General features: G+C 73.1%; 21 protein-coding genes. 18 read left to right on the plus strand and 3 right to left on the minus strand.

What is annotated here, in order from left to right; all coding sequences use genetic code 11:
* Positions 1–224 precede the first annotated feature (224 nt).
* From ABD323_RS06650 to hutI, 6 genes are all read left to right on the plus strand, one after another.
* Positions 225–1,091 carry a MurR/RpiR family transcriptional regulator gene (locus ABD323_RS06650; RefSeq protein WP_344440267.1) on the plus strand — a complete coding sequence of 289 codons (867 nt, stop codon included), beginning with the start codon at positions 225–227 and terminating at the stop codon, positions 1,089–1,091.
* 232 nt (positions 1,092–1,323) lie between these two features.
* On the plus strand, positions 1,324–1,662 hold the full coding sequence (locus ABD323_RS06655) for a hypothetical protein (protein ID WP_344440268.1): 339 nt from the start codon (positions 1,324–1,326) through the stop codon (positions 1,660–1,662).
* A gap of 253 nt (positions 1,663–1,915) precedes the next feature.
* Positions 1,916–3,604: a urocanate hydratase gene (hutU, locus tag ABD323_RS06660; RefSeq protein ID WP_344440290.1), complete on the plus strand. Its 1,689-nt coding sequence runs from the start codon at positions 1,916–1,918 to the stop codon at positions 3,602–3,604.
* Between the two features lie 17 nt (positions 3,605–3,621).
* Positions 3,622–4,824 (plus strand): allantoate amidohydrolase, encoded by a 1,203-nt coding sequence (locus ABD323_RS06665; RefSeq protein ID WP_344440291.1) that lies wholly within the window; start codon positions 3,622–3,624, stop codon positions 4,822–4,824.
* Positions 4,815–6,194, plus strand: a complete 1,380-nt coding sequence (locus tag ABD323_RS06670) for a formimidoylglutamate deiminase (protein ID WP_344440269.1) — start codon at positions 4,815–4,817, stop codon at positions 6,192–6,194. The genes ABD323_RS06665 and ABD323_RS06670 overlap by 10 nt, the downstream gene beginning before the upstream one ends.
* Positions 6,195–6,266: 72 nt before the next feature.
* On the plus strand, positions 6,267–7,433 hold the full coding sequence (hutI, locus tag ABD323_RS06675) for an imidazolonepropionase (RefSeq protein WP_344440270.1): 1,167 nt from the start codon (positions 6,267–6,269) through the stop codon (positions 7,431–7,433).
* Between the two features lie 84 nt (positions 7,434–7,517).
* Here hutI and ABD323_RS06680 read toward each other — a convergent pair whose 3' ends face one another.
* On the minus strand, positions 7,518–9,029 hold the full coding sequence (locus tag ABD323_RS06680) for a peptide MFS transporter (protein ID WP_344440271.1): 1,512 nt from the start codon (positions 9,027–9,029) through the stop codon (positions 7,518–7,520).
* A gap of 515 nt (positions 9,030–9,544) precedes the next feature.
* Between ABD323_RS06680 and ABD323_RS06685 the strand changes: the two genes are divergently transcribed.
* The gene (locus ABD323_RS06685; RefSeq protein ID WP_344440272.1) at positions 9,545–10,219 is read left to right on the plus strand and encodes a response regulator transcription factor; all 675 of its coding nucleotides are present in this window, start codon (positions 9,545–9,547) and stop codon (positions 10,217–10,219) included.
* 12 nt (positions 10,220–10,231) lie between these two features.
* A complete protein-coding gene (locus tag ABD323_RS06690) occupies positions 10,232–11,485 on the plus strand; it encodes an ATP-binding protein (protein WP_344440273.1) in 1,254 nt (417 codons plus the stop codon).
* A gap of 83 nt (positions 11,486–11,568) precedes the next feature.
* Here the strand turns inward: ABD323_RS06690 and ABD323_RS06695 are convergent, their stop codons facing one another.
* A complete protein-coding gene (locus tag ABD323_RS06695) occupies positions 11,569–12,102 on the minus strand; it encodes a GtrA family protein (RefSeq protein WP_344440274.1) in 534 nt (177 codons plus the stop codon).
* A 251-nt stretch (positions 12,103–12,353) separates the two neighbouring features.
* Between ABD323_RS06695 and ABD323_RS06700 the strand changes: the two genes are divergently transcribed.
* From ABD323_RS06700 to ABD323_RS06725, 6 genes are all read left to right on the plus strand, one after another.
* Positions 12,354–13,511 carry a 5-(carboxyamino)imidazole ribonucleotide synthase gene (locus tag ABD323_RS06700; protein ID WP_344440275.1) on the plus strand — a complete coding sequence of 386 codons (1,158 nt, stop codon included), beginning with the start codon at positions 12,354–12,356 and terminating at the stop codon, positions 13,509–13,511.
* Positions 13,508–14,041: a 5-(carboxyamino)imidazole ribonucleotide mutase gene (gene purE / locus ABD323_RS06705; protein WP_344440276.1), complete on the plus strand. Its 534-nt coding sequence runs from the start codon at positions 13,508–13,510 to the stop codon at positions 14,039–14,041. Before ABD323_RS06700 ends, purE begins: the two co-directional genes overlap by 4 nt.
* 13 nt (positions 14,042–14,054) lie before the next feature.
* Positions 14,055–15,332, plus strand: coding sequence for a dipeptidase (locus tag ABD323_RS06710; RefSeq protein ID WP_344440277.1), 1,278 nt, complete (start codon positions 14,055–14,057; stop codon positions 15,330–15,332).
* Positions 15,333–15,403: 71 nt separating this feature from the next.
* Positions 15,404–15,811 (plus strand): CoA-binding protein, encoded by a 408-nt coding sequence (locus tag ABD323_RS06715; protein ID WP_344440278.1) that lies wholly within the window; start codon positions 15,404–15,406, stop codon positions 15,809–15,811.
* A gap of 148 nt (positions 15,812–15,959) precedes the next feature.
* Positions 15,960–16,883 (plus strand): ABC transporter ATP-binding protein, encoded by a 924-nt coding sequence (locus ABD323_RS06720; protein ID WP_344440279.1) that lies wholly within the window; start codon positions 15,960–15,962, stop codon positions 16,881–16,883.
* Between the two features lie 97 nt (positions 16,884–16,980).
* On the plus strand, positions 16,981–17,766 hold the full coding sequence (locus ABD323_RS06725) for an ABC transporter permease (protein WP_344440280.1): 786 nt from the start codon (positions 16,981–16,983) through the stop codon (positions 17,764–17,766).
* A 161-nt stretch (positions 17,767–17,927) separates the two neighbouring features.
* Here the strand turns inward: ABD323_RS06725 and ABD323_RS06730 are convergent, their stop codons facing one another.
* Complete coding sequence (locus ABD323_RS06730) at positions 17,928–19,268, minus strand: UDP-glucose dehydrogenase family protein (RefSeq protein ID WP_344440281.1); 1,341 nt, start codon at positions 19,266–19,268, stop codon at positions 17,928–17,930.
* A gap of 156 nt (positions 19,269–19,424) precedes the next feature.
* On the opposite strand from ABD323_RS06730, the gene ABD323_RS06735 reads away from it, so the two are divergent.
* The 4 genes from ABD323_RS06735 to ABD323_RS06750 form a co-directional block, all read left to right on the plus strand.
* On the plus strand, positions 19,425–20,729 hold the full coding sequence (locus tag ABD323_RS06735; RefSeq protein ID WP_344440282.1) for an LCP family protein: 1,305 nt from the start codon (positions 19,425–19,427) through the stop codon (positions 20,727–20,729).
* Positions 20,730–20,846: 117 nt separating this feature from the next.
* The gene (locus ABD323_RS06740) at positions 20,847–22,010 is read left to right on the plus strand and encodes an acyl-CoA dehydrogenase family protein (protein ID WP_344440283.1); all 1,164 of its coding nucleotides are present in this window, start codon (positions 20,847–20,849) and stop codon (positions 22,008–22,010) included.
* Between the two features lie 207 nt (positions 22,011–22,217).
* Positions 22,218–22,922, plus strand: coding sequence for a DUF4232 domain-containing protein (locus tag ABD323_RS06745; RefSeq protein ID WP_344440284.1), 705 nt, complete (start codon positions 22,218–22,220; stop codon positions 22,920–22,922).
* Between the two features lie 204 nt (positions 22,923–23,126).
* Positions 23,127–24,595, plus strand: a 1,469-nt coding sequence (locus tag ABD323_RS06750) for an amino acid permease (protein ID WP_425555880.1), incomplete at its 3' end; no start/stop codon positions are given.

Raw genomic sequence — 24,595 nt, forward strand, 5'->3', positions numbered from 1 at the left:
CTTCACGCCGTCGCTCTCAGGGGGAAATCAGGGTGACCCTGAGAGGCGGCCCCGGTGCGGCCGGAGCCCGGCGCGGGCCCGGGGGCGTCGGGGTCACCCCGGCTGCGCGGCCGTCCCGCCGTACGAGACATCATTGCCCCCGCGCGGCACCTGCTGCACAGTCGAGCGGACCGAGAAGGTCCCGCCCGGACCCCTGCGGTCCGTCGATCCCGAAGGGACCCCCGATGAGCGCGTCCGCCGAGCCGTCCCCCGGTCCCTCCGCCCGGTTGCTGGACCTCTTCGACGGTCACCGGCTGACCCCCACCCAGCGCCGGATCGCGCACGCGCTGGTGCGGCACGCCGCGGAGGCGCCGTTCCTGTCCAGCGTCGAGGTGGCCGAACTGGCCGGCGTCAGCCAGCCCTCGGTCACCCGCTTCGCGGTCGCGCTCGGCTACGACGGCTACCCGGCGCTGCGCAAGCGGCTGCGGGACCTGGGCGTGGGCGAGCAGGCGGCCCCCGAGTCGCCGAGCGAGGTGGTGCGCAACGAGCACCAGCAGGCCGTGCTCGCCGAGATCGCCCATCTGCGCCGGCTGGCCGAGCTGCTGGCCGACCCCGAGCCGATCGTGCGCGCCGCCCGGCTGCTGGCCGCCTCCCGTCCGCTGCCGGTGCTCGGCCTGCGGGCGGCCTCGGCGCAGGCCCGCGGCTTCGCGTACTTCGCGGCCAAGGTGCACCCCGACATCCGGCTGCTGGACGAGGGCGGCAGCATGCTCGCCGACCGCATCGAGCAGTGCGCCGCGGCCGGCGCCTCGGCGCTGCTCTGCTTCGCGCTGCCGCGCTACCCGCGCGAGCTGATGGACGCGCTGACGGCGGCCCGGGCGTGCGGGCTGACCGTGCTGACCGTCGCGGACAGCGCCTTCGCCCCGGTGGCCAAGCTCTCCGACCTGATGCTGCCGGCCGAGGTGGGCACCGGCCTGGTCTTCGACACCGCCTGCGCCCCGATGGTGCTGGGCCGGGTGCTGCTGCAGACCATGTGCGACGAACTGCCGGGCGCGGAAGCGCGGTTGGAGGCCATCGAGCAGTCGGCGGCGGCCCGCGGGCTCTTCCTCGACTAGGGCCGGACAGGCCCTAGGGCGCGTCCAGGGTCCTGCCCCGCTCGTCCCGTTCGCTGCCCTCGGCCGTGACTCGCCCCCCGCTCGTCCCCCGCTCGCCGGGGGCTCGCGGGGAGCGCGCGCGGGCCCCTGGCGGGCCCGGACGCCGCCGGGGCGCCGCCCGGATTGGGCCCGCCCTGGAGTAGCACTCCACTGAGCGGGCATCCCCTAGGCGGGACGAACGGGGGTGTCCGCCGTGCGCGTGATCCACGAGATGAGACCGGTCGGCCGACTGGCGACCGGGGCCGAGGAGTGGGCCTGTCCGGCGTGCGGGCGCCGGGTGGCCCTGGGCGGGTCCGCGCCGGGCCTGACCGTGCTCGAACCGGGGGACGAGAGCGCGGTGCACATCGGCATCGTCGACCCCGGTCCGGTCACCCCCTCGCCGGCCGAGCGCTACGGCCTGGGCCCGATCCAGGAGATCCCGCGCCCGCCCTCGCTGCCGATGGTCCCGCTGGACCCGGACGAGGCCGTCGAGCGCGACCGCGCCTGGCTGGCCGAGATCGGCATCGACTGGGACGGCGGCGCCGCGGCCTGAACGCGGGCGCGGTGCGGGTGTCGTGCTGATGCGCAGGACCGTCGACGGGCGCGCGTGCGGTGGCGCGCGGTCCGTGCCGTCCCCGTGCCCGGGTGGGCCAACCGGCTGATGTTCACCGGTGTCCGGGTGACGCCCGCCGGGTGCGGTGGCGGTGGCTGATCAGATGCGTTCAGGGTCTGGCCGCAGACTGAATGATTGGATATATTCAGACTGCACAATCTTGAATGAATCCATCCGCAAGGAGACCGGCAGCATGGCGGAGCAGCAGACGAGTGGCCCGCGCGAGGTGCGCGCGGCGCGTGGCACGAAGCTCAGCACCCAGGGGTGGCAGCAGGAGGCCGCGCTGCGGATGCTCATGAACAACCTCGACCCCGAGGTGGCCGAGCACCCGTCCAAGCTGGTGGTCTACGGCGGCACCGGCAAGGCCGCGCGCGACTGGCGCTCGTACGACGCCATGGTGCGCACCCTGCAGACCCTCAAGCAGGACGAGACCATGCTGGTCCAGTCCGGCCGCCCGGTCGGCGTGATGCAGACCCACGAGTGGGCGCCGCGCGTGCTGATCGCCAACTCCAACCTGGTCGGCGACTGGGCCAACTGGGAGGAGTTCCGCCGGCTGGAGAGCCTGGGGCTCACCATGTACGGCCAGATGACCGCCGGGTCCTGGATCTACATCGGTACTCAGGGCATCCTGCAGGGCACCTACGAGACCTTCGCCGCGGTCGCCAACAAGAAGTTCGACGGCACGCTGGCCGGCACCATCACGCTGACCGCGGGCCTGGGCGGCATGGGCGGCGCCCAGCCGCTGGCCGTCACCATGAACGGCGGCGTGGCGATCTGCATCGACTGCGACCCCTCGCGGATCTCGCGCCGGATCGAGCACCGCTACCTCGACGTCGAGGCCAAGAACCTGGCGCACGCCCTGGAGCTGGCCACCGCCGCCCGGGACAAGAAGCAGCCGCTCTCCATCGGCCTGCTGGGCAACGCCGCCGAGCTCTTCCCGCAGCTGCTCGCGATGGACGCGCCGATCGACATCGTCACCGACCAGACCAGCGCGCACGACCCGCTGAGCTACCTGCCGATCGGCGTCGACTTCGACGACATGGCCTCCTACGCGGCCGAGAAGCCCGCCGACTTCACCCAGCGCTCGCGCGAGTCGATGGCCCGCCACGTCGAGGCGATGGTCGGCTTCCAGGACGCCGGCGCCGAGGTCTTCGACTACGGCAACTCGATCCGCGGCGAGGCCCAGCTGGCCGGCTACGACCGGGCGTTCGCCTTCCCCGGCTTCGTGCCCGCCTACATCCGCCCGCTCTTCTGCGAGGGCAAGGGCCCGTTCCGCTGGGCGGCGCTCTCCGGCGACCCGCAGGACATCGCCAAGACCGACAAGGCCGTGCTCGACCTCTTCCCGGAGAACGAGTCGCTGCACCGCTGGATCAAGATGGCCCAGGAGAAGGTGCACTTCCAGGGCCTGCCGGCGCGGATCTGCTGGCTGGGCTACGGCGAGCGCGACAAGGCCGGCGAGCGCTTCAACGACATGGTCGCCGCGGGCGAGCTCTCCGCCCCGATCGTGATCGGCCGCGACCACCTGGACTGCGGTTCGGTGGCCTCCCCCTACCGCGAGACCGAGGCCATGCTGGACGGCTCGGACGCGATCGCCGACTGGCCGCTGCTCAACGCCATGGTCAACGTCGCCTCCGGCGCCTCCTGGGTCTCCATCCACCACGGCGGCGGCGTCGGCATCGGCCGCTCCATCCACGCCGGCCAGGTCACGGTGGCCGACGGCACGGCGCTGGCGGGCGAGAAGATCCGCCGGGTGCTCACCAACGACCCGGGCATGGGCGTGATCCGGCACGTGGACGCCGGCTACGACCTGGCGAGCGACGTGGCGGCCGAGCGCGGTGTGCGCGTGCCGATGGCCGAGCACAGCCACCCGGGTGAGCTGTGACCGACGGCTTCGAAGCGATGTGGGCGGAGCTGCTCCCCGTGGGCCGCTCCGCCGCCTCCGGCGGCTACCGCCGGCACGCCTGGAACGCCGCCGACGCCGAGTGCCGGGCCTGGTTCGAGGACCAGGCCCGGTCCCGGGGCCTAGCCTACGAGCTGGACCACAACGGCAACCAGTGGGCCTGGCTCGGTGATCCGCAGGGCCAGGGGGCGATCGTCACCGGTTCGCACCTGGACTCCGTGCCGGACGGCGGCGCCTTCGACGGCCCGCTGGGCGTGGTCTCCTCCTTCGCCGCGCTGGACGAACTGCGCGAGCGGGGCGCGCAGTTCGCCAAGCCGCTGGCGATCGTCAACTTCGGTGACGAGGAGGGCGCCCGGTTCGGGGTGGCCTGCATCGGCTCGCGCCTGAGCGCCGGCGTCCTGACCAGGGAGCAGGCCTACGAGCTGCGCGACGCCGACGGCGTGCGGCTGCCCGACGCGATGGAGCGGGCCGGCTACGACCCCACGGGGATCGGCGCCGACGACGGCCGGCTCGCGCGGATCGGCGCCTTCGTCGAGCTGCACGTCGAGCAGGGCCGCTACCTGAGCGAGGAGCAGCCGGTCGGCGTCGCCAGCGCGATCTGGCCGCACGGCCGCTGGCGCTTCGACTTCCACGGCGAGGCCAACCACGCGGGCACCACCCGGATCGAGGACCGCCGCGACCCGATGCTCACCTTCGCCACCACCGTGCTCTCGGCCCGCAAGAAGGCCGCCCTGGCCGGCGCGCTGGCCACCTTCGGCAAGGTCGCGATCGAGCCCAACGGCACCAACGCGATCGCCTCGCTGGTGCGCGGCTGGCTGGACTCCCGGGCGGCCGACGAGGCGACGCTGACCGAGCTGGTCCAGGCGATCGCCCAGGCCGCCGCCGAGCGCGGCGAGCGCGACGGCGTCAAGGTCGAGCTGACCCGCGAGTCCTACACCCCGGTGGTGGACTTCGACGGCCCGCTGCGCGACCGCCTCGCCCGCACGCTGCGCGCCGGCGGCAGGCTCGGCGGGGTGCCGGTGCTGCCCACCGGCGCGGGACACGACGCCGGGATCCTGGCGTCGGCCGTTCCGACCGCCATGCTGTTCGTACGTAACCCGAGCGGCGTCTCGCACTCCCCGGCCGAGTTCGCCGAGGTGGCCGACTGCCTCGCGGGGGTGTCGGCACTCGCGGACGTCCTGGAGGACCTGGCATGTCAGTGACGATGGGTGTGTCCGCCGGTGCGCCGGTGACCACGTACTGGGCCGAGCACGCCTGGCTGCCGCACGTGAACGGGCCGGTGGTGGAGCCGGACGTGCTGGTCGAGGTGGTCGACGGCCGGATCGCCCGGGTCGTGCCGGACAGCGGTCCGTGCCCGGCGGGCGCGGTGCGGCTGGCCGGACTGCTCGTCCCCGGCCAGGCCAACGCGCACTCGCACGCCTTCCACCGCGCGCTGCGCGGCACCGTCCAGGTCGGCTCGGGCACCTTCTGGACCTGGCGCGACACCATGTACCGCTTCGCCGGCGCGCTCGACCCGGACAGCTACCTGGAGCTGGCCACCGCCGTCTACGCCGAGATGGCGCTGGCCGGCATCACCGCGGTCGGCGAGTTCCACTACCTGCACCACGCCCCGGGCGGCGCCCGCTACGCGGACCCGAACGCGATGGGCGAGGCGCTGATCGAGGCGCCCGCCCGGGCCGGCATCCGGATCACCCTGCTGGACACCTGCTACCTGTCGTCGGGCTTCGGCGCCGAGCTGACCAAGCCGCAGCTGCGCTTCGGCGACGGCGACGCGGACGCCTGGGCCGAGCGGGCCGCCCTGCTCAAGCCCCGCGAGCACGCCCGGATCGGCGCGGCCGTGCACTCGGTGCGCGCGGTGCCGGCCGAGCAGCTGGGCACGGTGGCGCACTGGGCCAAGATGCGCAAGGCCCCGCTGCACGTGCACCTCTCCGAGCAGACCGCCGAGAACGACGCCTGTCTGACCGCGCACGGCGTCACGCCGACCCGGCTGCTGGCCGACCACGGCGTGCTCGGGCCGCTGACCAGCGCCGTGCACGCGACCCACCTGACCGACGAGGACGTCAAGCTCCTCACCGACTCCTCCACGGTCATCTGCATGTGTCCCACCACCGAGCGGGACCTGGCCGACGGCATCGGCCCGGCCCGCCGGCTGGCCAGCGGCGGCTGCCCGGTCACCCTGGGCAGCGACAGCCACGCGGTGATCGACCCGTTCGAGGAGGCCCGCGCGCTGGAGCTCAACGAGCGCCTGCGCTCGCGCACCCGCGGCCACTGGACCGCCAACGCCCTGCTGCGGGCCGGCACCGAGGACGGCCACGCCTCGCTCGGCTGGCCGGAGGCCGGGCGGATCGAGGCCGGGGCGCTGGCCGACTTCACCGTGCTGGCGCTGGACTCGGTGCGCACCGCCGGTCCCTCGCCGCGGCTCGGCGCGGAGACCGCGGTCTTCGCCGGCTCGGCGGCCGACGTGCGCCACGTGGTGGTCGGCGGGCGGCAGATCGTCCGGGACGGCGTGCACCAGCTGGTCGCCGACGTCCCCTCGGCGCTGCGCGACGCCGTCGCGGCGCTGCTTCCCTGAGTCAGCAGAGCTCCTGAGGGCGCGCCGGCGGGTCTGGCCGGCGCGCCCTCAGGTCCATCCCGAGAGGGCCCCATGAGCAGCACCCTGATCACCAACATCGGCACCCTGGTCACCAACGACCCCTCGCACCCGGGCCTGCTGGGCCTGCTGGAGAAGGCCGCCGTCGTACTGGACGGCTCGGTGGTCACCTGGACCGGCAGCGCGGCCGACGCGCCCGCCGCCGACGAGGTCGTCGACGCGCAGGGCCGGGCGCTGCTGCCCGGCTTCGTCGACTCGCACGCGCACCTGGTCTTCGCGGGCGACCGCACGGCCGAGTTCAACGCCCGGATGTCCGGCCAGGCCTACAGCGCCGGCGGGATCCGCACCACGGTGGCCGCCACCCGGGCCGCCTCCGACGCCGAACTGGACGCCAACCTGGCCCGGTTCGTGCGCGAGGCGCTGCACCAGGGCACCACCACGATCGAGTGCAAGTCCGGCTACGGCCTGACCGTGGCGGACGAGGCGCGGGCGCTGCGGATCGCCGCCACCCACACCCCCGAGACCACCTACCTGGGCGCCCACGTGGTGGCCCCGGAGTTCGCCGCCGACCCGGCGGCCTACGTCGACCTGGTGACCGGCGAGATGCTGGACGCCTGCGCCCCGCACGCCCGCTGGGTGGACGTCTTCTGCGAGAACGGCGCCTTCGACGGCGACCAGGCCCGGGCGGTGCTGACCGCGGGCATGGAGCGCGGCCTGATCCCGCGGGTGCACGCCAACCAGCTCTCCCACGGTCCCGGCGTCCAGCTGGCCGTGGAGCTGGGCGCCGCCTCGGCCGACCACTGCACGCACCTGACCGACGCGGACGTGGCGGCGCTGGCCGGCTCCGCGACGGTGGCCACCCTGCTGCCCGGCGCGGAGTTCTCCACCCGCGCCGCCTACCCCGACGCGCGCCGGCTGCTGGACGCGGGCGCCACCGTGGCGCTCTCCACCGACTGCAACCCGGGCTCCAGCTTCACCAGCTCGATGGCCTTCTGCATCGCGGTGGCGGTCCGCGAGATGGGGATGACCCCCGACGAGGCCGTGCACGCCGCGACCGCTGGTGGCGCCCGCGCCCTGCGCCGCACCGACGTGGGCCGGATCGCCCCCGGCGCGCGCGCCGACCTGCTGCTGCTGGACGCCCCCTCGCCGGTCCACCTCGCCTACCGCCCGGGCGTGCCGCTGACCGCGGGCGTGTGGCAGGCGGGCGTGCGGGTGCGCTGAGGCGCGCCGCGGCGTCCCGGCAACGGCACAGGGCCGGTACCCCCGCTCGGGGGTACCGGCCCTGTGCCGTTGCGGTCGGGCGGGTCAGTGCACGTTGCCCATCAGGCGGATGACCTTCTTGCGGTACACCACCAGCGCGAAGCCGGCGAGGATCGCCGCGACGCCCTGGGCGGCGAAGTACCAGGTGCTGCCGGTGGCGTCACCGACGATGAGCTGCATGATCGCGGCCACGCAGTCGCCCGCCGTGACGGCCAGGAACCACAGGCCCATCATCTGGCTGGCGTACTTGGCCGGGGCCAGCTTGGTGGTGACCGACAGGCCCACCGGGGAGAGGGTCAGCTCACCGACGGTCTGCACCAGGTAGACCATGGCCAGCCAGAGCGGGCTGACCTTGACGCCGCCGGAGGCGGCGGCCATCGCCAGCATCATCACCAGGAAGGAGGCGCCGATCATCAGCAGGCCGAAGGCGAACTTCATGGTGGTGCTGGGGTTCTTGCCCCGGCGGGCCAGCCACACCCAGAGCCAGGCGAAGACCGGGGCCAGCGCCATGATGTACAGCGGGTTCAGGGACTGGAACCAGCTGGAGGGGAAGTCGAAGCCGAGCAGCTTGGAGGAGGTGCTGTCGGTGGCGAAGATGTTGAGCGTCGAGCTGGACTGGTCGTAGATCATCCAGAAGACGGCCGCCGCGACGAAGAACCAGATGTAGCCGGTCATCTTCGACTTCTCGTCCGAGTCCAGGTCCTTGTCCCGGCGCATCCGCGCGAAGTACAGGGCCGGGATCGCGATACCGGCGATCGACAGCGGCCAGATGGCCCAGTCGATCGTGAAGTGCCCGGAGAGGGCGACCGCGGCGTAGAAGGCGACGGCCAGACCCAGCCAGAGCGCCGCCTTGCGCAGCACGGCGCTCTTCTCGGCGGGGGTGATCGGGGAGTTGACCACGTTGCTCTGCGGGCTCAGGTGGCGGGTGCCGAGCAGGTACTGGCCCAGGCCCAGCGCCATGCCGACGCCGGCCAGCGCGAAGCCCAGGTGCCAGTCGACCTTCTGCCCGACGGTGCCGATCACCAGCGGCGCGGCGAACGCGCCGAGGTTGATGCCCATGTAGAAGACGGTGAAGCCACCGTCACGACGCGGGTCGTTGGGGCCCTCGTAGAGGTGGCCGACCATCGTGGAGATGTTGGCCTTCAGCAGGCCGGAGCCCACCGCGATGAAGGCCAGGCCCACGAAGAACGACACGGTGACCGGCACGGCCAGCAGGAAGTGGCCGATCATGATGATGCAGCCGCCGACGGCGACCGTCTTGCGCGGACCCCAGAAGCGGTCCGCGATCCAGCCGCCGGGCAGCGCGGTCAGGTAGACCATGGCGTTGTAGACGCTCACGATCGCGGCGCCGAGCGCGGCCTTGTAACCCAGACCGCCCTCGTGCACCGAGGTGACCAGGTAGAGCACCAGCAGCGCGCGCATGCCGTAGAAGCTGAACCGCTCCCACATCTCGGTCATGAAGAGCGTGGCGAGTCCGCGGGGGTGCCCGAAGAAGGTCTTGCCGCCAGAAGGAGCGGCCGGCTGTATGCCGGCGTCCAGGGTGGTGGTTGACGCCATGAGTCGTTGTTCCTTGCCTGACTGTCTGGGACGCCGCCGGCCAAGGGGGGTGGAGGCCTGGCGGGTCCGAAGTACCGCGCAGCCCCCGCTCGCTGCTCGAGCAGGGGCTATCCGCGGTACATGACACGGGGACGGCACCACTGTACGTCCGCGTTTTCCCTGACATCAGCGGACATAAGTGCGTAAGTCCGTAACGAGAATGTAAAGCTCTGCCCACCATCGATGTGCCAATCGATGGTAACAACGGCAAGTCTCCTTCGAAGGCAAGGTCCAATGGGGAGATCTGGGGCGGCTCCGGGTGTCTTCCCGGACACCGGCGGGTCTCGGCCAGTCGAGTGGCCGGTTAACGACTGTGAACTAGTTCACAGGTCCGCCGCCCCGCCGCCCGCCCCGCCGTCAGACCCGCCATCGGGTCGGCCGCCGATCCGCCCGCCGATCCGCCGCCCCGCCGCAGCGCGGGCCCGGGAGCGGGCGGGGGACTGATCAGCACCCGCCCGGCGGACTACCATCGCCCCATGACCTGTGTGCTGCTCGCCGAGGACGACCCGGCAATCTCGGAACCGCTGGCCCGCGCGCTGCGGCGGGAAGGCTACGAGGTGCTGGTCCGCGAGGACGGACCCTCGGCGCTGGAGGCCGGCCTCGAGGAGGAGGTCGACCTGGTGGTGCTCGACCTGGGGCTGCCGCACATGGACGGGCTGGAGGTCTGCCGGCGGCTGCGCGCGGACGGCAAGAGCTGCCCCGTCCTGGTGCTCACCGCCCGCGCGGACGAGGTGGACACGGTGGTCGGCCTGGACGCCGGTGCCGACGACTACGTCACCAAGCCCTTCCGGCTCGCCGAACTGCTCGCCCGGGTCCGGGCGCTGCTGCGGCGCGGCAACGTCGACTCGCTCTCGACCGGCGCGCACGGCGTGCGGATCGACATCGAGTCCCACCGCGCCTGGGTCGGCGAGGAGGAACTGACGCTGTCCGCCAAGGAGTTCGAGCTGCTGCGGGTGCTGGTGCGGGACGCCGGACGGGTCGTCACCCGCGAGGACATCATGCGCCAGGTCTGGGACACCACCTGGTGGACCTCCACCAAGACGCTGGACATGCACATCTCCTGGCTGCGCAAGAAGCTCGGCGACGACGCCACCAACCCCCGCTACATCGCCACCGTGCGCGGCGTGGGCTTCCGCTTCGAGAAGAACTAAGGGCACCACCGCGTGAAGCGCAGGATGATCAACTCGCTGCTGGGTGTGGTCCTGGTGGTCGTGGTGGTCTTCTGCGTACCGCTGGCGCTGGTCGAGAAGCAGACCATCGTGGACTCCGCCCAGAACCGGGTGGACGCCGCCGCGGTCCGGCTGCTCGACCTGGTGGACAACCGGCTCGCGAACTCCGAGCCGGTCACCGGGGAGCACTTCGGCACCCAGGTCGCCGAGGGCAGCTACGCCGAGATCCGGATCCCCGGCCAGCCGCTGATCACGCTGGGCACCCCGCCCACCGGGAGCCGGCCGCTGACCGCCACCGAGAGCGGCGCGAGGGGCGAGACGGTCACCGCCGAGCAGTCCCGCTCGGACGTCGAGCACGAGATCGGCAACATGCTGCTGCTGCTCGGCCTGGTCGCGCTGCTCGCCGTCCAGGCCGCCGTGGCGCTGGCGGTCTGGCAGGCCCGCCGGCTGGCCCGTCCGCTCACCGACCTGGCCGAGACCGCCGAGCGGCTCGGCTCCGGCGATCCGCGCCCGCGCGACCGCCGCTACGGCGTGCCGGAACTGGACCGGGTGGCCGAGGTACTGGACGCCAGCGCGGAGCGGATCGGCCGGATGCTCACCGCCGAGCGCCGGCTGGCCGCCGACGCCTCGCACCAGCTGCGCACCCCGCTCACGGCGCTGTCGATGCGGCTGGAGGAGATCACCGCGCTGGCGCACCAGCCGGAGACGGTCCGCGAGGAGGCCGGCATCGCGCTCCAGCAGGTGGAGCGGCTGACCGACGTGGTCCAGCGGCTGCTCACCAACCAGCGCGACTCGCACGGGCCCACCGCCGGCGGCTTCGACCTGGACGAGGTGCTCAAGCAGCAGCGCGAGGAGTGGGCGGCCACCCTGCGCGGCAGCCAGCGCCGGCTGCTCATCGAGGGGCTGACCGGGGTCACCGCGCTGGGCACCCCGGGGACGGTCTCCCAGGTGCTCGCCACGCTGATCGAGAACTCGCTGATGCACGGCGCGGGCACGGTCACCGTCCGGGTGCGGACCTCCGGCAGCTCGGCGGTGGTGGAGGTGCAGGACGAGGGCGCGGGGGTGCCGGCGGAACTGGGCAACCGGGTCTTCGAGCGTACGGTCAGCGGGCGCAACTCCACCGGCATCGGGCTCGCCGTGGCGCGCGACCTGGCCGAGGCGGACGGCGGACGGCTCGAACTGCTCTCGCTGCGGCCGCCGGTCTTCGCGATCTTCCTGGGCCGGGTCACCGGGGCGTCGCCGCGCTGAGGTGCTCGCCGCGCTGAGGTGGTCGCCGCGCTGAGGTACCCGGCGCGCCGGGGTGCTCGGCGGGCTCGGCGGGCTCGGCGGGCTCAGTGCTTGGCGAGCTGCGACCGGTCGTCGACCAGGATCCGCTCCGCCTGGGCCACCACGGCCGGCGACTCGTGCTCGGCCAGCTCGGGCATCGCCTTGAAGACCCAGGTGCGGTACGAGAAGAAGCGGAAGAGCGTGCCCAGCCCGGTGCCGACCATCTTCGACGCGTTGTAGGCCACCGGCCCGGTCAGCGCCAGCGTGTAGGTGCTGAACCAGACCGTGCCGTTCTCGATCAGCATGCCGATGCCGCTGAAGATCAGGAAGAGCGTGATCTCCCGGCGGCGCGAGGCCGCGTCGCTGTCGCGGTACACCCAGTACCGGTAGCCGACGTAGTTGGCCGCGATGGCCACGATCGTGCCGATCACCGAGCAGCGCACCGGCGCCCAGCCGGTGGCGTGCAGCACGGCGTTGGAGACGCCGAAGTTGACGACGATGCCGACGAGTCCGACTATCGCGAACTTGACCACCTCGCCCGAGACGCCGCGCAGGCGCTGCAGGAGGGAGGGGCGCCGATGCGCGCTGGTCTTCGTCATCGAGGGGTCTCCTGTACCTGTTCGCCGACATGCCGTTGCGGAAATGAGGAATGCGGTCCGTGCACGATCCAGCCGCGCACCCGCGAATCCCCGTCGCGGCACGTGATCGGAACAGTGCCCTGTGGGGTCCGGCCATCCAGGCTACCGGCTGTTGATGAGGAGCCGGTCGCGTCGGGCGCCCCCGCGGTGCCGCACGCCCCCCGGGGCCCCGTCCGTACACCCGTCCCCACCGGCCCGGATATCCTGGCACCGTGACTTTCCCGGGCAGCGCAAAATTTCCAGTGGTGGGCATGGTCGGCGGCGGGCAGCTGGCCCGCATGGCCCACCAGGCCGGCATCCCGCTCGGGGTGCGGTTCAAGCTCCTCGCCGACACCCCGCAGGACTCCGCCTCGCAGGTGGTCGCCGACACCGTCCTCGGTGACTACCGCGACCTGGAGACGCTGCGCCGGTTCGCCGCCGACTGCGACGTGGTCACCTTCGACCACGAGCACGTGCCGACCGAGCACCTGCGCGCGCTGCAGGCGGACGGCATCGCCGTGCGGCCCGGCCCCGAGGCGCTGGTCAACGCGCAGGACAAGGGCGTGATGCGGGCCAGGCTCGACTCGCTCGGCGTGCCCTGCCCGCGCCACCGCCTGGTCACCGACCCGGCCGACGTGACCGCCTTCGCGCACGAGGGCGAGGGGTACCCGGTCGTCCTGAAGACCGTGCGCGGCGGTTACGACGGCAAGGGCGTCTGGGTGGTCGCCGACGAGCAGCAGGCGCACGCCCCGTTCCTGGCCGGCGTCGCGGTGCTGGCCGAGGAGAAGGTGGACTTCGTCCGCGAGCTGGCGGCCAACGTGGTCCGCTCGCCCAGCGGCCAGGCCGTCGCCTACCCGGTGGTGGAGAGCCTTCAGGAGAACGGCGTCTGCGCCGAGGTCACCGCCCCCGCGCCCGACCTGGACCCGGCGCTGGCCGGCGAGGCCCAGGCGCTGGCGCTGCGGATCGCCGGCGAGCTGGACATCACCGGCCACCTGGCCGTCGAGCTGTTCCAGACCCGCGACGGCCGGATCCTGGTCAACGAGCTGGCGATGCGCCCGCACAACTCCGGGCACTGGTCGATCGACGGCGCGGTCACCTCGCAGTTCGAGAACCACCTGCGGGCCGTGCTCGACCTGCCGCTCGGCGACCCGCGCCCGCGCGCGCCGTGGACCGTGATGGTCAACGTGCTGGGCGGCGACTACCCCGACATGTACCACGCCTTCCTGCACTGCATGGCCCGCGATCCCGGCCTGCGGATCCACATGTACGGCAAGGACGTGAAGCCCGGCCGCAAGGTCGGCCACGTCACCGTCTTCGGGGACGACCTCGAGGACGTGCGCGAGCGGGCGCGCCACGCGGCCGCGTACCTGAGAGGAACCATCACCGAATGACGAGCAACACCGGCCCCCTGGTCGGTATCGCCATGGGCTCCGACTCCGACTGGTCGGTGATGGAGGCCGCCGCCCAGGCGCTCGACGAGTTCGAGGTGCCCTACGAGGTCAACGTGCTCTCCGCGCACCGGATGCCGCGCGAGATGATCGGCTACGGCGAGCAGGCGCACCAGCGCGGCCTCAAGGCGATCATCGCCGGTGCCGGCGGCGCGGCCCACCTGCCCGGCATGCTCGCCTCGGTGACCCCGCTGCCGGTGATCGGCGTCCCCGTGCCGCTGCGCTACCTGGACGGCATGGACAGCCTGCTCTCCATCGTGCAGATGCCGGCCGGCGTGCCGGTGGCCACCGTCTCGGTGGCCGGCGCGCGCAACGCCGGTCTGCTCGCGGTGCGCATGATCGCCGCCTTCGACCCGGAGCTCACCGAGCGGATGACCGAGTTCCAGGCCGAGTTGAACACCCAGGCCACCGAGAAGGGCCGCAAGCTGCGGGCCAAGGTCGCGGGTTCGTCCTCCTTCGGCTTCTCGAAGTAGCCACCATGGGGGCATGACGACTGCCGACTCCGCCCCCGCCGCCGACCGCGCGCCCGCTCCCGCCCCCGCTCCCGAGCGGCTCGACCGGGCGCGCGCCCTGCTGGCCGAGCACCCCGTGCTGGACGGTCACAACGACCTGCCGTGGGCGATGCGCTCACTGGCCGGGTACGACCTGGACGAGGTCGACCTCGCCGCCGACCAGCGCGCCCACCTGCACACCGACCTCGACCGGCTGACCGCCGGCGGGGTCGGTGGGCAGTTCTGGTCCGTCTACGTCCCCTCCGCGCTGGCCGGCGACCAGGCGGTCAGCGCCACCCTCGAACAGATCGACTTCGTCCGGGCGATGGTCGAGCGCTACCCCGGACGACTGCGCCGGGCGCTGAGCGCCGACGACGTCGAGGCGGCCCGCGCCGAGGGCACGATCGCCTCGCTGATGGGCGCCGAGGGCGGCCACAGCATCAACTCCTCGATGGCCACCCTGCGGGCGCTGTACCGGCTGGGGGTGCGCTACCTGACCCTGACGCACAACGACAACGTGCCCTGGGCGGACTCCGCCACCGACGAGCCGGCCGCCGACGGCCTCACCCGCTTCGGCGAGGAGGTGGTGCGGGAGATGAACCGGCTGGGCATGCTGGTCGACCTCTCGCACACCGCCGCCACCACCATGCGCGACGCGCTGCGGGTCAGCCGGGCGCCGGTGATCTTCTCGCACTCCAGCGCCCGGGCCATCTGCGCTCACCCGCGCAACGTCCCCGACGACGTGCTGGCGCAGCTGCCCGCCAACGGGGGCGTGGCGATGGCCACCTTCGTCCCGCAGTTCGTGTTGCCGGCCGCCTGGGAGTGGGTGGAGCGGGCGAGCGGCGCGCTGGCGGCGCACGGCTTCCACGCGCTGGCGCACACCCCGGAGGCGATGCGGGTGCTGCACGCCTTCGAGGAGGGCGACCCGCGCCCGGTGGCCACGGTGGCGGACGTGGCCGACCACCTGGACCACATGCGCGAGGTCGCCGGGATCGACCACGTGGGGCTGGGCGGGGACTTCGACGGCACCGCCTTCCTGCCGGCCGGGCTGACGGACGTGGCCGGCTACCCGTACCTGATCGCCGAGCTGCTGGCGCGCCGCTGGTCGGCCGCCGACCTCGCGCAGCTGACCTGGCGCAACAGCGTGCGGGTGCTGCGCGACGCCGAGGCGGTGGCGCGGGACCTGCGCGGCAGGTGGGCGCCGTCGTCGGCGACGCCGGCGCAGCTGGACACGGCGGACGGAATCGGCGGGCCGCGGGAGTCGTTGGCCTGAGCGGTACCCGTTCCACCACGCGGGCCCACCACGCAGCCCGCGCCCTTCCCCTCACGCCCAGGAGGCAGCCGATGTACGGCGACCCGGCCACCGTCCGCAGGATCCTCACCGAGCTCGGGGACACCTGGGCGGTGGTGGGCCTGTCCTCGAACCAGCACCGCGCGGCGTACGGCGTCGCGCAGGTGCTGCAGCGCTACGGCAAGCGGATCGTGCCGGTGCACCCGAAGGCGGAGACGGTGCACGGCGAGCGCGGCTACGCCTCGCTGGCGGACATCCCCTTCGACGTCGACGTGGTGGACGTCTTCGTCCGCAGCGACCTCGCCGGCGCGGTGGCCGACGAGGCGGTGGCGATCGGGGCGCGGGCGGTCTGGTTCCAGCTCGGCGTCGTCGACGAGGAGGCGTACGCGCGGGTGCGGGCCGCGGGGCCGGAGATGGTGATGGACCGCTGCCCGGCGATCGAGATCCCGCTGCTGGGCTGAGGGGGGCATCAACCGATCGGTGGATGGGGTGGTCCACCACTTCGGTGGTGCGGTGGGGCCGGGCGGTCGATCCCCGGGGGCTGTGCGGCGCGCGACTCTGGTGTCACCGGAAGAGAGCGCACCACGGTCCACGAGGGGGACGAGCGGCATGGCGGTCATCGAGGTCGAGAACCTGCACAAGCGCTACGGCGACGAGGTCGCCGTGCACGACGTGTCGTTGCGGGTCGAGCAGGGCGAGATCTTCGGGATCCTGGGCCCCAACGGCGCGGGCAAGACCACCACGGTGGAGTGCCTGGCGGGCCTGCGCCCGGCCCAGGGCGGCCGGATCTCGGTGCTGGGCCTGGACCCGGTGCGGGACCGCGAGGCGCTGCGCCAGGTGTTGGGGGTGCAGCTGCAGGAGAGCGGCCTGCCCGACAAGCTGAAGGTCCGTGAGGCGCTGCACCTGTACGCCTCGTTCTACCGCGACCCCGCCGACCCGGGCGAGCTGATGGCCCGCCTAGGCCTGGCCGACAAGGCCGCCACCCGGTACAAGAACCTCTCCGGCGGCCAGAAGCAGCGCCTGGCGATCGCGCTGGCGATCGTCGGCAACCCCCGGGTGGTCATCCTCGACGAGCTCACCACCGGCCTGGACCCGCACGCCCGGCGTACCACCTGGGAGCTGATCGAGGCGATCCGCGACAGCGGCGTCACCGTGCTGCTGGTCACCCACTTCATGGAGGAGGCCGAGCGGCTCTGCGACCGCGTCGCGGTCATCGACGCCGGCCGGGTCATCGCCCTGGACACCCCCGCCGCGCTGGCCGCCCGCGCCGGCCGCGGGCAGCGGATGCGCTTCCGGCCCTCCGCCCCGCTGGACGAGCGGCTGCTGCTCGCGCTGCCCGAGGTCACCGCCCTGCGCCGGCACGGCTCGCAGCTGGAGGTCACCGGCACCGGCAACCTGGTGCACGCCGTCACCTCGCTGCTCGCCCGCCGCCAGATCATCGCCGCGGACCTGCGGGTCGAACAGGGCACCCTCGACGACGCCTTCATCGCGCTCACCGGCCACGGACACGGCCCGGGGCGCGAAGCGGCCTGAGGCCGCCCTGCCGCCTTGCCCCGCCGCTCTACCGCGCTGCCCCGCCCCGCCCTGCCCCCGCGCCCGCCACCGTTCGGTTCAGACCTGGAGAAGCCCGATGACCACCGCCGCCGCCCCCGCCGCCACCCTCCGTCCCGCCCGCCGCACGCGGATGACCCGCCACGGCTTCGCCACCCTCACCCGCACCCAGGCCACGCTGCTGCTGCGCGAACCCGCCGCGCTCGTCTGGCTCGCGCTGCCGATGCTGCTGCTCCTGGTCTTCGGCAACATCCCGGGCTTCCTCACCCCGCAGGCCACCCTCGGCGGGCGGCGGGTCATCGACGTCTACGTCCCCACCATCGCCGCCATGGTGCCGCTCTTCCTGGCCCTCACCGCGCTGCCGATGACGATGGCCGCCCACCGGGAGAAGGACGTCCTGCGCCGGCTGTCCGCCAGCCCGGTGCCCGCCACCGGCATGCTCGCCGCCCTGGTCACCGTCATCGCCGCGCTCGCCGCCCTGGGCGTCACCGCCGTCGTCACCGTCGGTGCCCTCGCCTTCCACGTCTCCACCCCCGCCAACCCGGCCGCGGTGCTGAGCTCCTTCCTGCTGGGTGCCACCGCCGTGCTCGCGCTGGGCCTGCTGGTCGCCGCCCGGGCGCGCACCGGCACCGCCGCCAGCGCGATGGGCGTGCCCCTGATGGTGCTCAACTTCTTCGCCAGCGGGCTCTACTTCCCGGTCGCCCAGATGCCCCGGCTGCTGCAGCACGTCACCGAGTACATCCCCTTCGGCGCCGTGATGGCCGCCTGGGACGGCCGGGGCGCGCTCTGGCAGCACCTCGCCGTCCTCGCCGCCTACACCCTGCTGGCCGGCACCGCCGCCGCCCGCTGGTTCCGCTGGGAGTGAGCCGCCGCCCGGCCACTCGTCCGCCCGGCCGTCCGCACGCCGCGTGGGCACAGCACGGAGCCCCGGGACCGCCGACCTCTCGTCGGTGCGTCCCGGGGCTCCGCGCCGTGCCCACGCCGTACGCGCGGTCCTACCGTCCTACTGTCCTCCGCGCGCGGGACTCAGCTGGGGCGGCCCATGGCGCGGTACGTCCAGCCGGCCGCGCGCCAGGCCGGACCGTCCAGCACGTTGCGCCCGTCCAGCAGCCGGCGCTCGGCGACCACCGATCCCAGCGCCACCGGGTCCAGCTCGCGGAACTCCTGCCACTCGGTCAGGTGCAGCACCACGTGCGCGCCGACGGCCGCGTCGGTCGGGGAGGCGGCGTAGTTCAGGCCCGGGTACATCTTGCGGGCGTTGTCCATGGCCTTCGGGTCGTAGACCGTCACCTCGGCGCCCTGCAGCTGGATCTGCGCGGCCACGTTGAGTGCGGGGGAGTCCCGGATGTCGTCGGAGTTGGGCTTGAAGGCGGCGCCGAGCACGGCCACCCGGCGGTCCTGGAACCCGCCGCCGCACTGCTCGCGGGCCAGCTCGACCATCCGCGAGCGGCGGCGCATGTTGATCGAGTCGACCTCGCGCAGGAAGGTCAGGGCCTGGTCGGCGCCGAGCTCGCCGGCCCGGGCCATGAACGCCCGGATGTCCTTGGGCAGGCAGCCGCCGCCGAAGCCGAGCCCGGCGTTGAGGAACCGGCCGCCGATCCGCTCGTCGTAGGAGAGCGCCTTGCTGAGCAGGTTGACGTCCGCGCCGGCGCTCTCGCAGACCTCGGCCATCGCGTTGATGAAGGAGATCTTGGTGGCCAGGAAGGAGTTGGCCGCGGCCTTCACCAGCTCGGCGGTGGCGTAGTCGGTCACCACCAGGGGGGTGCCCTGGCCGATCGGCGTCGCGTAGACCTCGCGCAGCAGCTCCTCGGCCCGACCGCCCGGGCGGACCCCGACCACGATCCGGTCGGGGTTGAGGGTGTCGCCCACGGCGTAGCCCTCGCGCAGGAACTCCGGGTTCCAGGCCAGCTCGACACCCTCGCCGGCCGGCGCCAGCGCGGCCAGCCGCTCGGCCATCCGGCTCGCGCTGCCCACCGGCACGGTGGACTTGCCGACCACCAGGACCGGCCGGGTCAGGTGCGGGGCCAGCGCGTCCACGGCCAGCTCGACGTAGCTCATGTCGGCGGCGAACTCGCCCGCCTTCTGCGGCGTGTTCACACAGATGAAGTGCACGTCCGCGAAGTCGGCGACCTCGGCGGGGGAGCTGGTGAAGCGCAGCCGCCCGGTCGAGCCGGGGTGGCCCGCGACGTGCTTGAGCAGCATCTCCGAGAGCCCCGGCTCGTACATCGGCACCCGGCCGGCCGAGAGGGAGGCGAGCTTCTCCGGGTCGATGTCCATGCCGAGTACCTCGAAGCCCAGTTCGGCGAGGCAGGCAGCGTGTGTCGCGCCGAGATAGCCGGTGCCGATCACCGAGATGCGCAGGGCCACGGGCTTCCCCTTTACGGGTGCGGGTTGTCGGTGGTGTACCGGCAGGCGGAACAGGCAGGACGAGGTGCAGTGACCGATGGTAGCTGTTGGCATCGACTGGGCGGCAAATGTGGCGAGACGGCCATATGACGAGCGTGTGAGGCGGACAATGCCGCCATGGATGAGCCGCCCGACGCGCCACCGCTCTCGGAACCGCCCTCCCACTCACCGCTGGCCGACTTCTTCCGCGACGAACCGGACCACGGTCCGGACCGCGAACCGGACCACGGTCCGGACGCAGGTTCGGACGCCGCCACCACCGGTGACGCCTCCGCCGACGCCCCCGCGGCCGGCGCCGACCCGCCCGACACCCGCCGCGGACGGCGCCGGCGAGCCCGGCGCGTCCTGCTCTGGGCGCTGGCCGCGCTGCTGGGGCTGACCGCGGTCGGGGTGGGCGGCCTCTACTGGACCGTCGACCACTACATGTCCTCCGTCCGGCGGATCCCGGACGCGTTCCCGACGCTGCCCGCCTCCGCCCAGCCGGCCCCGGTGCCCGGCAGCGGGACGACCTTCCTCCTGGTGGGCCTGGACGCCCGCTCGGACGTCCCGACCACCGGCCAGCAGGCCTCCACCCCGCCTTCGGGGGCGCCCGCCTCCGGGGCGCCCGTCTCGGGGGCTCCGGTCTCCGGAGCGCCCGCGAACGGACCGGCCTGGCAGGTCGGTGCGGCCCGGTCGGACACCATGATGCTGCTGCACATATCCGCCGACCGGAAGAGCGCGGCGGTGGTCTCGATCGCCCGCGACACCTGGGTGAACATCCCCGGCCACGGCATGGCGAAGATCAACGCGGCCTACTCCTGGGGCGGCCCGGCGCTGATGATCCAGACCGTGCAGGACCTGACCCACATCCACGTCGACCACTTCGGCGTGATCGACTGGAACGGCTTCAAGTCCCTGACCGACGCGGTCGGCGGCGTCGACATCACCATCCCGCAGACCATCGAGGCCAAGGGCGAGAGCCGGGGCTGGCAGGCCGGCAGCTACCACATGGACGGCGACGAGGCGCTGCTCTACGTCCGCGAGCGGCACGGCCTGCCGGACGGCGACCTCGACCGCACCAAGCGCCAGCAGAACTTCCTGCGCGCCCTGTTGAAGCAGACCCTGAACTCGGGCACGCTCACCAGCCCGACCCGGCTGGCCGGCCTGCTGCGCTCGGTGGGCGACGTGGTCAGCGTCGACAGCCGGCTCAGCAACAGCGACCTCTACGACCTGGCGTGGAGCCTGCGCGACATCCGTCCGGACGGCGTGCACTACCTGAACGCGCCGTTCGCCGGCTTCGACACCATCGACGGGCAGGACGTGGTGCAGCTCGACACCGGCGCCGCCGTCCCGCTCTGGGACGCGATCCGCAACGACACCATGACCCAGTACCTGCAGAACCACCGGGTGGACAGCCTCGGTGACAGCGACAGCGTGCGCTGAGCGCGGCCGCCGACGGCCGTGTCACGCATGTCACGTCGGGCCTAGGCAGGGTGCGGGCCTAGAATTAGGATCTACTTAACGGTAGTTAACGTCGGTTATCCAGAGGGGCAGCAGACCATGGCGAGCAGTGCCGATTTCGACCTCTTCCGCATCTCGGAGGAGCACGAGATGCTCCGCGACGCGGTCCGCTCGCTCGCCGAGGCCAAGATCGCCCCGTACGCGGCGGACGTCGACGAGCACGGCCGGTTCCCGCAGGAGGCCCGGGACGCGCTGGAGGCCAACGACCTGCACGCCGTGCACGTCCCCGAGGAGTACGGCGGCGCCGGCGCCGACGCGCTGGCCACCGTCATCGTGATCGAGGAGATCGCCCGGGTCTGCGCCTCCTCCTCGCTGATCCCGGCCGTCAACAAGCTCGGCTCGCTGCCGGTCCAGCTCTCCGGCTCCGAGGAGCTGAAGCAGAAGTACCTGGGCGCGCTCGCCCGCGGCGAGGGCATGTTCTCCTACTGCCTCTCCGAGCCGGACGCCGGCTCGGACGCGGCCGGCATGAAGACCCGTGCGGTCCGTGACGGCGACTTCTGGGTGCTCAACGGCGTCAAGCGCTGGATCACCAACGCGGGCGTCTCCGAGTTCTACACGGTGCTGGCCGTCACCGACCCCGACCTGCGCTCGAAGGGCATCTCGGCCTTCGTGGTGGAGAAGGGCGACGAGGGCGTCACCTTCGGCGCCCCGGAGAAGAAGCTCGGCATCAAGGGCTCCCCGACCCGCGAGGTCTACCTCGACAACGTCCGGATCCCCGCCGACCGCATGATCGGCGCCGAGGGCACCGGCTTCGCCACCGCCATGAAGACCCTCGACCACACCCGCATCACCATCGCCGCCCAGGCGCTGGGCATCGCCCAGGGCGCCCTCGACTACGCCGCCGGCTACGTCAAGGAGCGCAAGCAGTTCGGCAAGCCGATCGGCGAGTTCCAGGGCATCCAGTTCATGCTCGCCGACATGGCGATGAAGCTCGAGGCCGCCCGCCAGCTCACCTACGCGGCCGCCGCCAAGTCCCAGCGCGTCGACGCCGACCTCACCTTCTTCGGCGCCGCCGCCAAGTGCTTCGCCTCCGACGCGGCCATGGAGATCACCACCGACGCCGTCCAGCTCCTCGGCGGCTACGGCTACACCCGCGACTACCCGCTCGAGCGGATGATGCGCGACGCCAAGATTACGCAAATCTACGAGGGCACCAACCAGGTCCAGCGCATCGTCATGGCCCGCAACCTCCCCTCCGCCTGACACCCGCTGCCGGCCCAGCCGGCATCGCCCGAAGCCCGGAACCCACCACGGTTCCGGGCTTCCGCGTCTCCTCCCGGCGGTGGTGGGTATCGGCTCGGGGCCTGTTACGAAGTCGGGACGGGGGGTGTCGAACTGATCCGTCGTGGGCGGGCGTCGTGAGCGGCGACAGACCACTGGACGTCCGTCCACGACTTGCGGGAGCGAACCATGAAGCCGAACGCCGTGCGGTTGGGCAAGGGGGCGGCGGTTGCCGCCACGACGTTGGCGCTGGTGCTCGGGGCGGCGGCGTGCAACGACGACACGCCCTCCACGAACGGGAGTTCACCGGCGGCCTCCACCGCCGCGTCGGCGTCCGCCAAGGCGCCCGGGGCCGGGAGCTCCGCGCCGTCCGCCGTCGCGTCCGCCGCCGCCTCGGGGGCGGCGACGGGGGGCAAGGCGTCGCCGTCCGCGGCGGGTTCGGGTGCGGCGGCGGCTTCCGACCGGTGTCACACCGGGGACCTGAAGGCGGACGTCCAGATCCAGGCCGCCGGTCTGGCGCTGGTGGCGCTGACCAACAAGAGCACCCACAGCTGCACCGTCCACGGCTACCTGGGCTACGGCGGCCTGCAGGCCGACAACAGCCCGCTGACCGTCGCCACGGCGCGGGTCCCGTTCCCCGGCCCGGCGGTGGACGTCACGCTGAAGCCCGGCACGAGCGCCTTCTCGGGCCTCAAGTGGGTGCCCTGCGACAAGAGTGACGCCAGCTGCAAGGTGCTGGCCGGCGTCACCGTCACCCCGCCGGACGAGACCACCCGGTTCACCGCCTCCGTGCTCGGCACGGACGGCAAGGCGGTCCCGCAGATCACCGTCTCCGCCGCCGGGTTCACCGTCGGCACGCTCCAGTCGGTGACCCAGGGCGTGGTGTTCGGCTGACACCGCCGCCCCCGCGGCCCCCGCGCCTCTCGCACTCCGCCGTCCGATGCGCAGAACGCACTTGATCTTGGCGCGCTGTCCGGGCCAGGATCTCGCTCGATCCGCCGCGCCGGAGGGACCGGCGTGGGGACGAGTCGACGGGGGAGAACTGTGGCGACGACTGACGGAACGTCGAGACCGGGACTGCGGCAGCGCCATGTGGCGATGATCGCGCTGGGCGGTGCCATCGGGGCGGGGCTCTTCGTCGGATCCGGGGTGGGGATCGCCGCCGCCGGGCCGGGGATCGTGCTCTCCTACGTGGGGGCCGGGGTGCTCACCGTCCTGGTGATGCGGATGCTGGGGGAGATGTCGGCGGCGTATCCGGGCAGCGGCTCCTTCGCCTCGCACGCGAGCCGGGCCTGGGGGCCGTGGGCCGGGCTGGTCGCGGGCTGGATGTACTGGGCGCTGCTGGTGGTGAGCGTGGCGGCGGAGGCGATCGGCGCCTCCCGGATCGTCTCGGGCTGGCTGCCGGGGGTGCCGGCCTGGGCCTGGGTGGCGCTCTTCATGGCCCTCTTCACCGCCGGCAACCTCGCGGGCGTGCGGAACTTCGGGGAGCTGGAGTTCTGGTTCGCGGGCGTGAAGGTGGCCGCGATCTGCGGCTTCATCGCGCTGGGGGTGGCGGCCGTGGCGGGCGTCCTGCCGGGGCGGAGCCGGATCTCGCCGCTCGCGGACCTGACCGCGCACGGCGGGCCGCTCCCGCACGGGTGGCACGGTGTGGCGGTCGGCCTGGTGGCCGCGGTCTTCGCGTACGGCGGGCTGGAGACGGTGACGATCGCGGCCGCCGAGTGCGCGGACCCGGTGGGCGCGGTGCGCCGGGCGGTGCGGGCGGTGCTGTGGCGGGTGACGGCCTTCTACGTCGGCTCGATGGCGGTGATCGTCGCCGTCGTGCCGTGGGACGACCCGGCGGTGGCGACCGGCCCGTACGCGGCGGCGATCGGACGGATCGGGGTGCCCGGCGCGGCACGGCTGATGGACGCCGTGGTGCTGGTCGCGCTGCTGTCGGCGATGAACGCCAACATCTACGGGTCCTCGCGGATGCTGCACGCGCTGGCCGAACGCGGGGACGCACCCCGGCTGTTGGGCGGTGGCGTCCGCGCGCTCACCGTCCCGAAGCGCACCGCGGACCGGGAGCCCACGGCCGGGGACTCCACCGACCGGGGCGTCGCGGGCAAGAGCGCCGCCGTGCTGGCGTCGGCGGCGTTCGGCTTCGCCTCCGTCGCGCTGAGCCTCCTCTGGCCACGGACGGTGTTCCCGTTCCTGCTGAACTCGATCGGCACCGCGATCCTGGTGGTCTGGGTGCTGATAGCCGCCTCCCAGCTGCGGCTGCGCCGCCGGCTGGAACAGGACTGCGGACAGCGGCCGGTGGTGCGGATGTGGGGCTTTCCGTACCTGAGTTGGGCGGCGCTGGTCGCGATGGCGGGCGTGCTGGTGTTCATGCTCGCGGACCCGGGGAGCCGGACCCAGGTGCTGTGCACCGGGGCCTGGACGGCCGTCCTGCTGGTGGCCGCCGAGGTCCGGCGCCGGCGCCGCCGGCGCGCTGTCCCGGCCGTGGGCGATCGCGGCGACGGCGGTGCCGATCGCGAGGCCGGCCAGGCCCGTTCCGGTGAGGCCGGCGACCCGCCGCGGGTCGGTCA

The sequence above is a fragment of the Kitasatospora nipponensis genome (assembly GCF_039528135.1).
GTDB classification, from domain to species: domain Bacteria; phylum Actinomycetota; class Actinomycetes; order Streptomycetales; family Streptomycetaceae; genus Kitasatospora; species Kitasatospora nipponensis.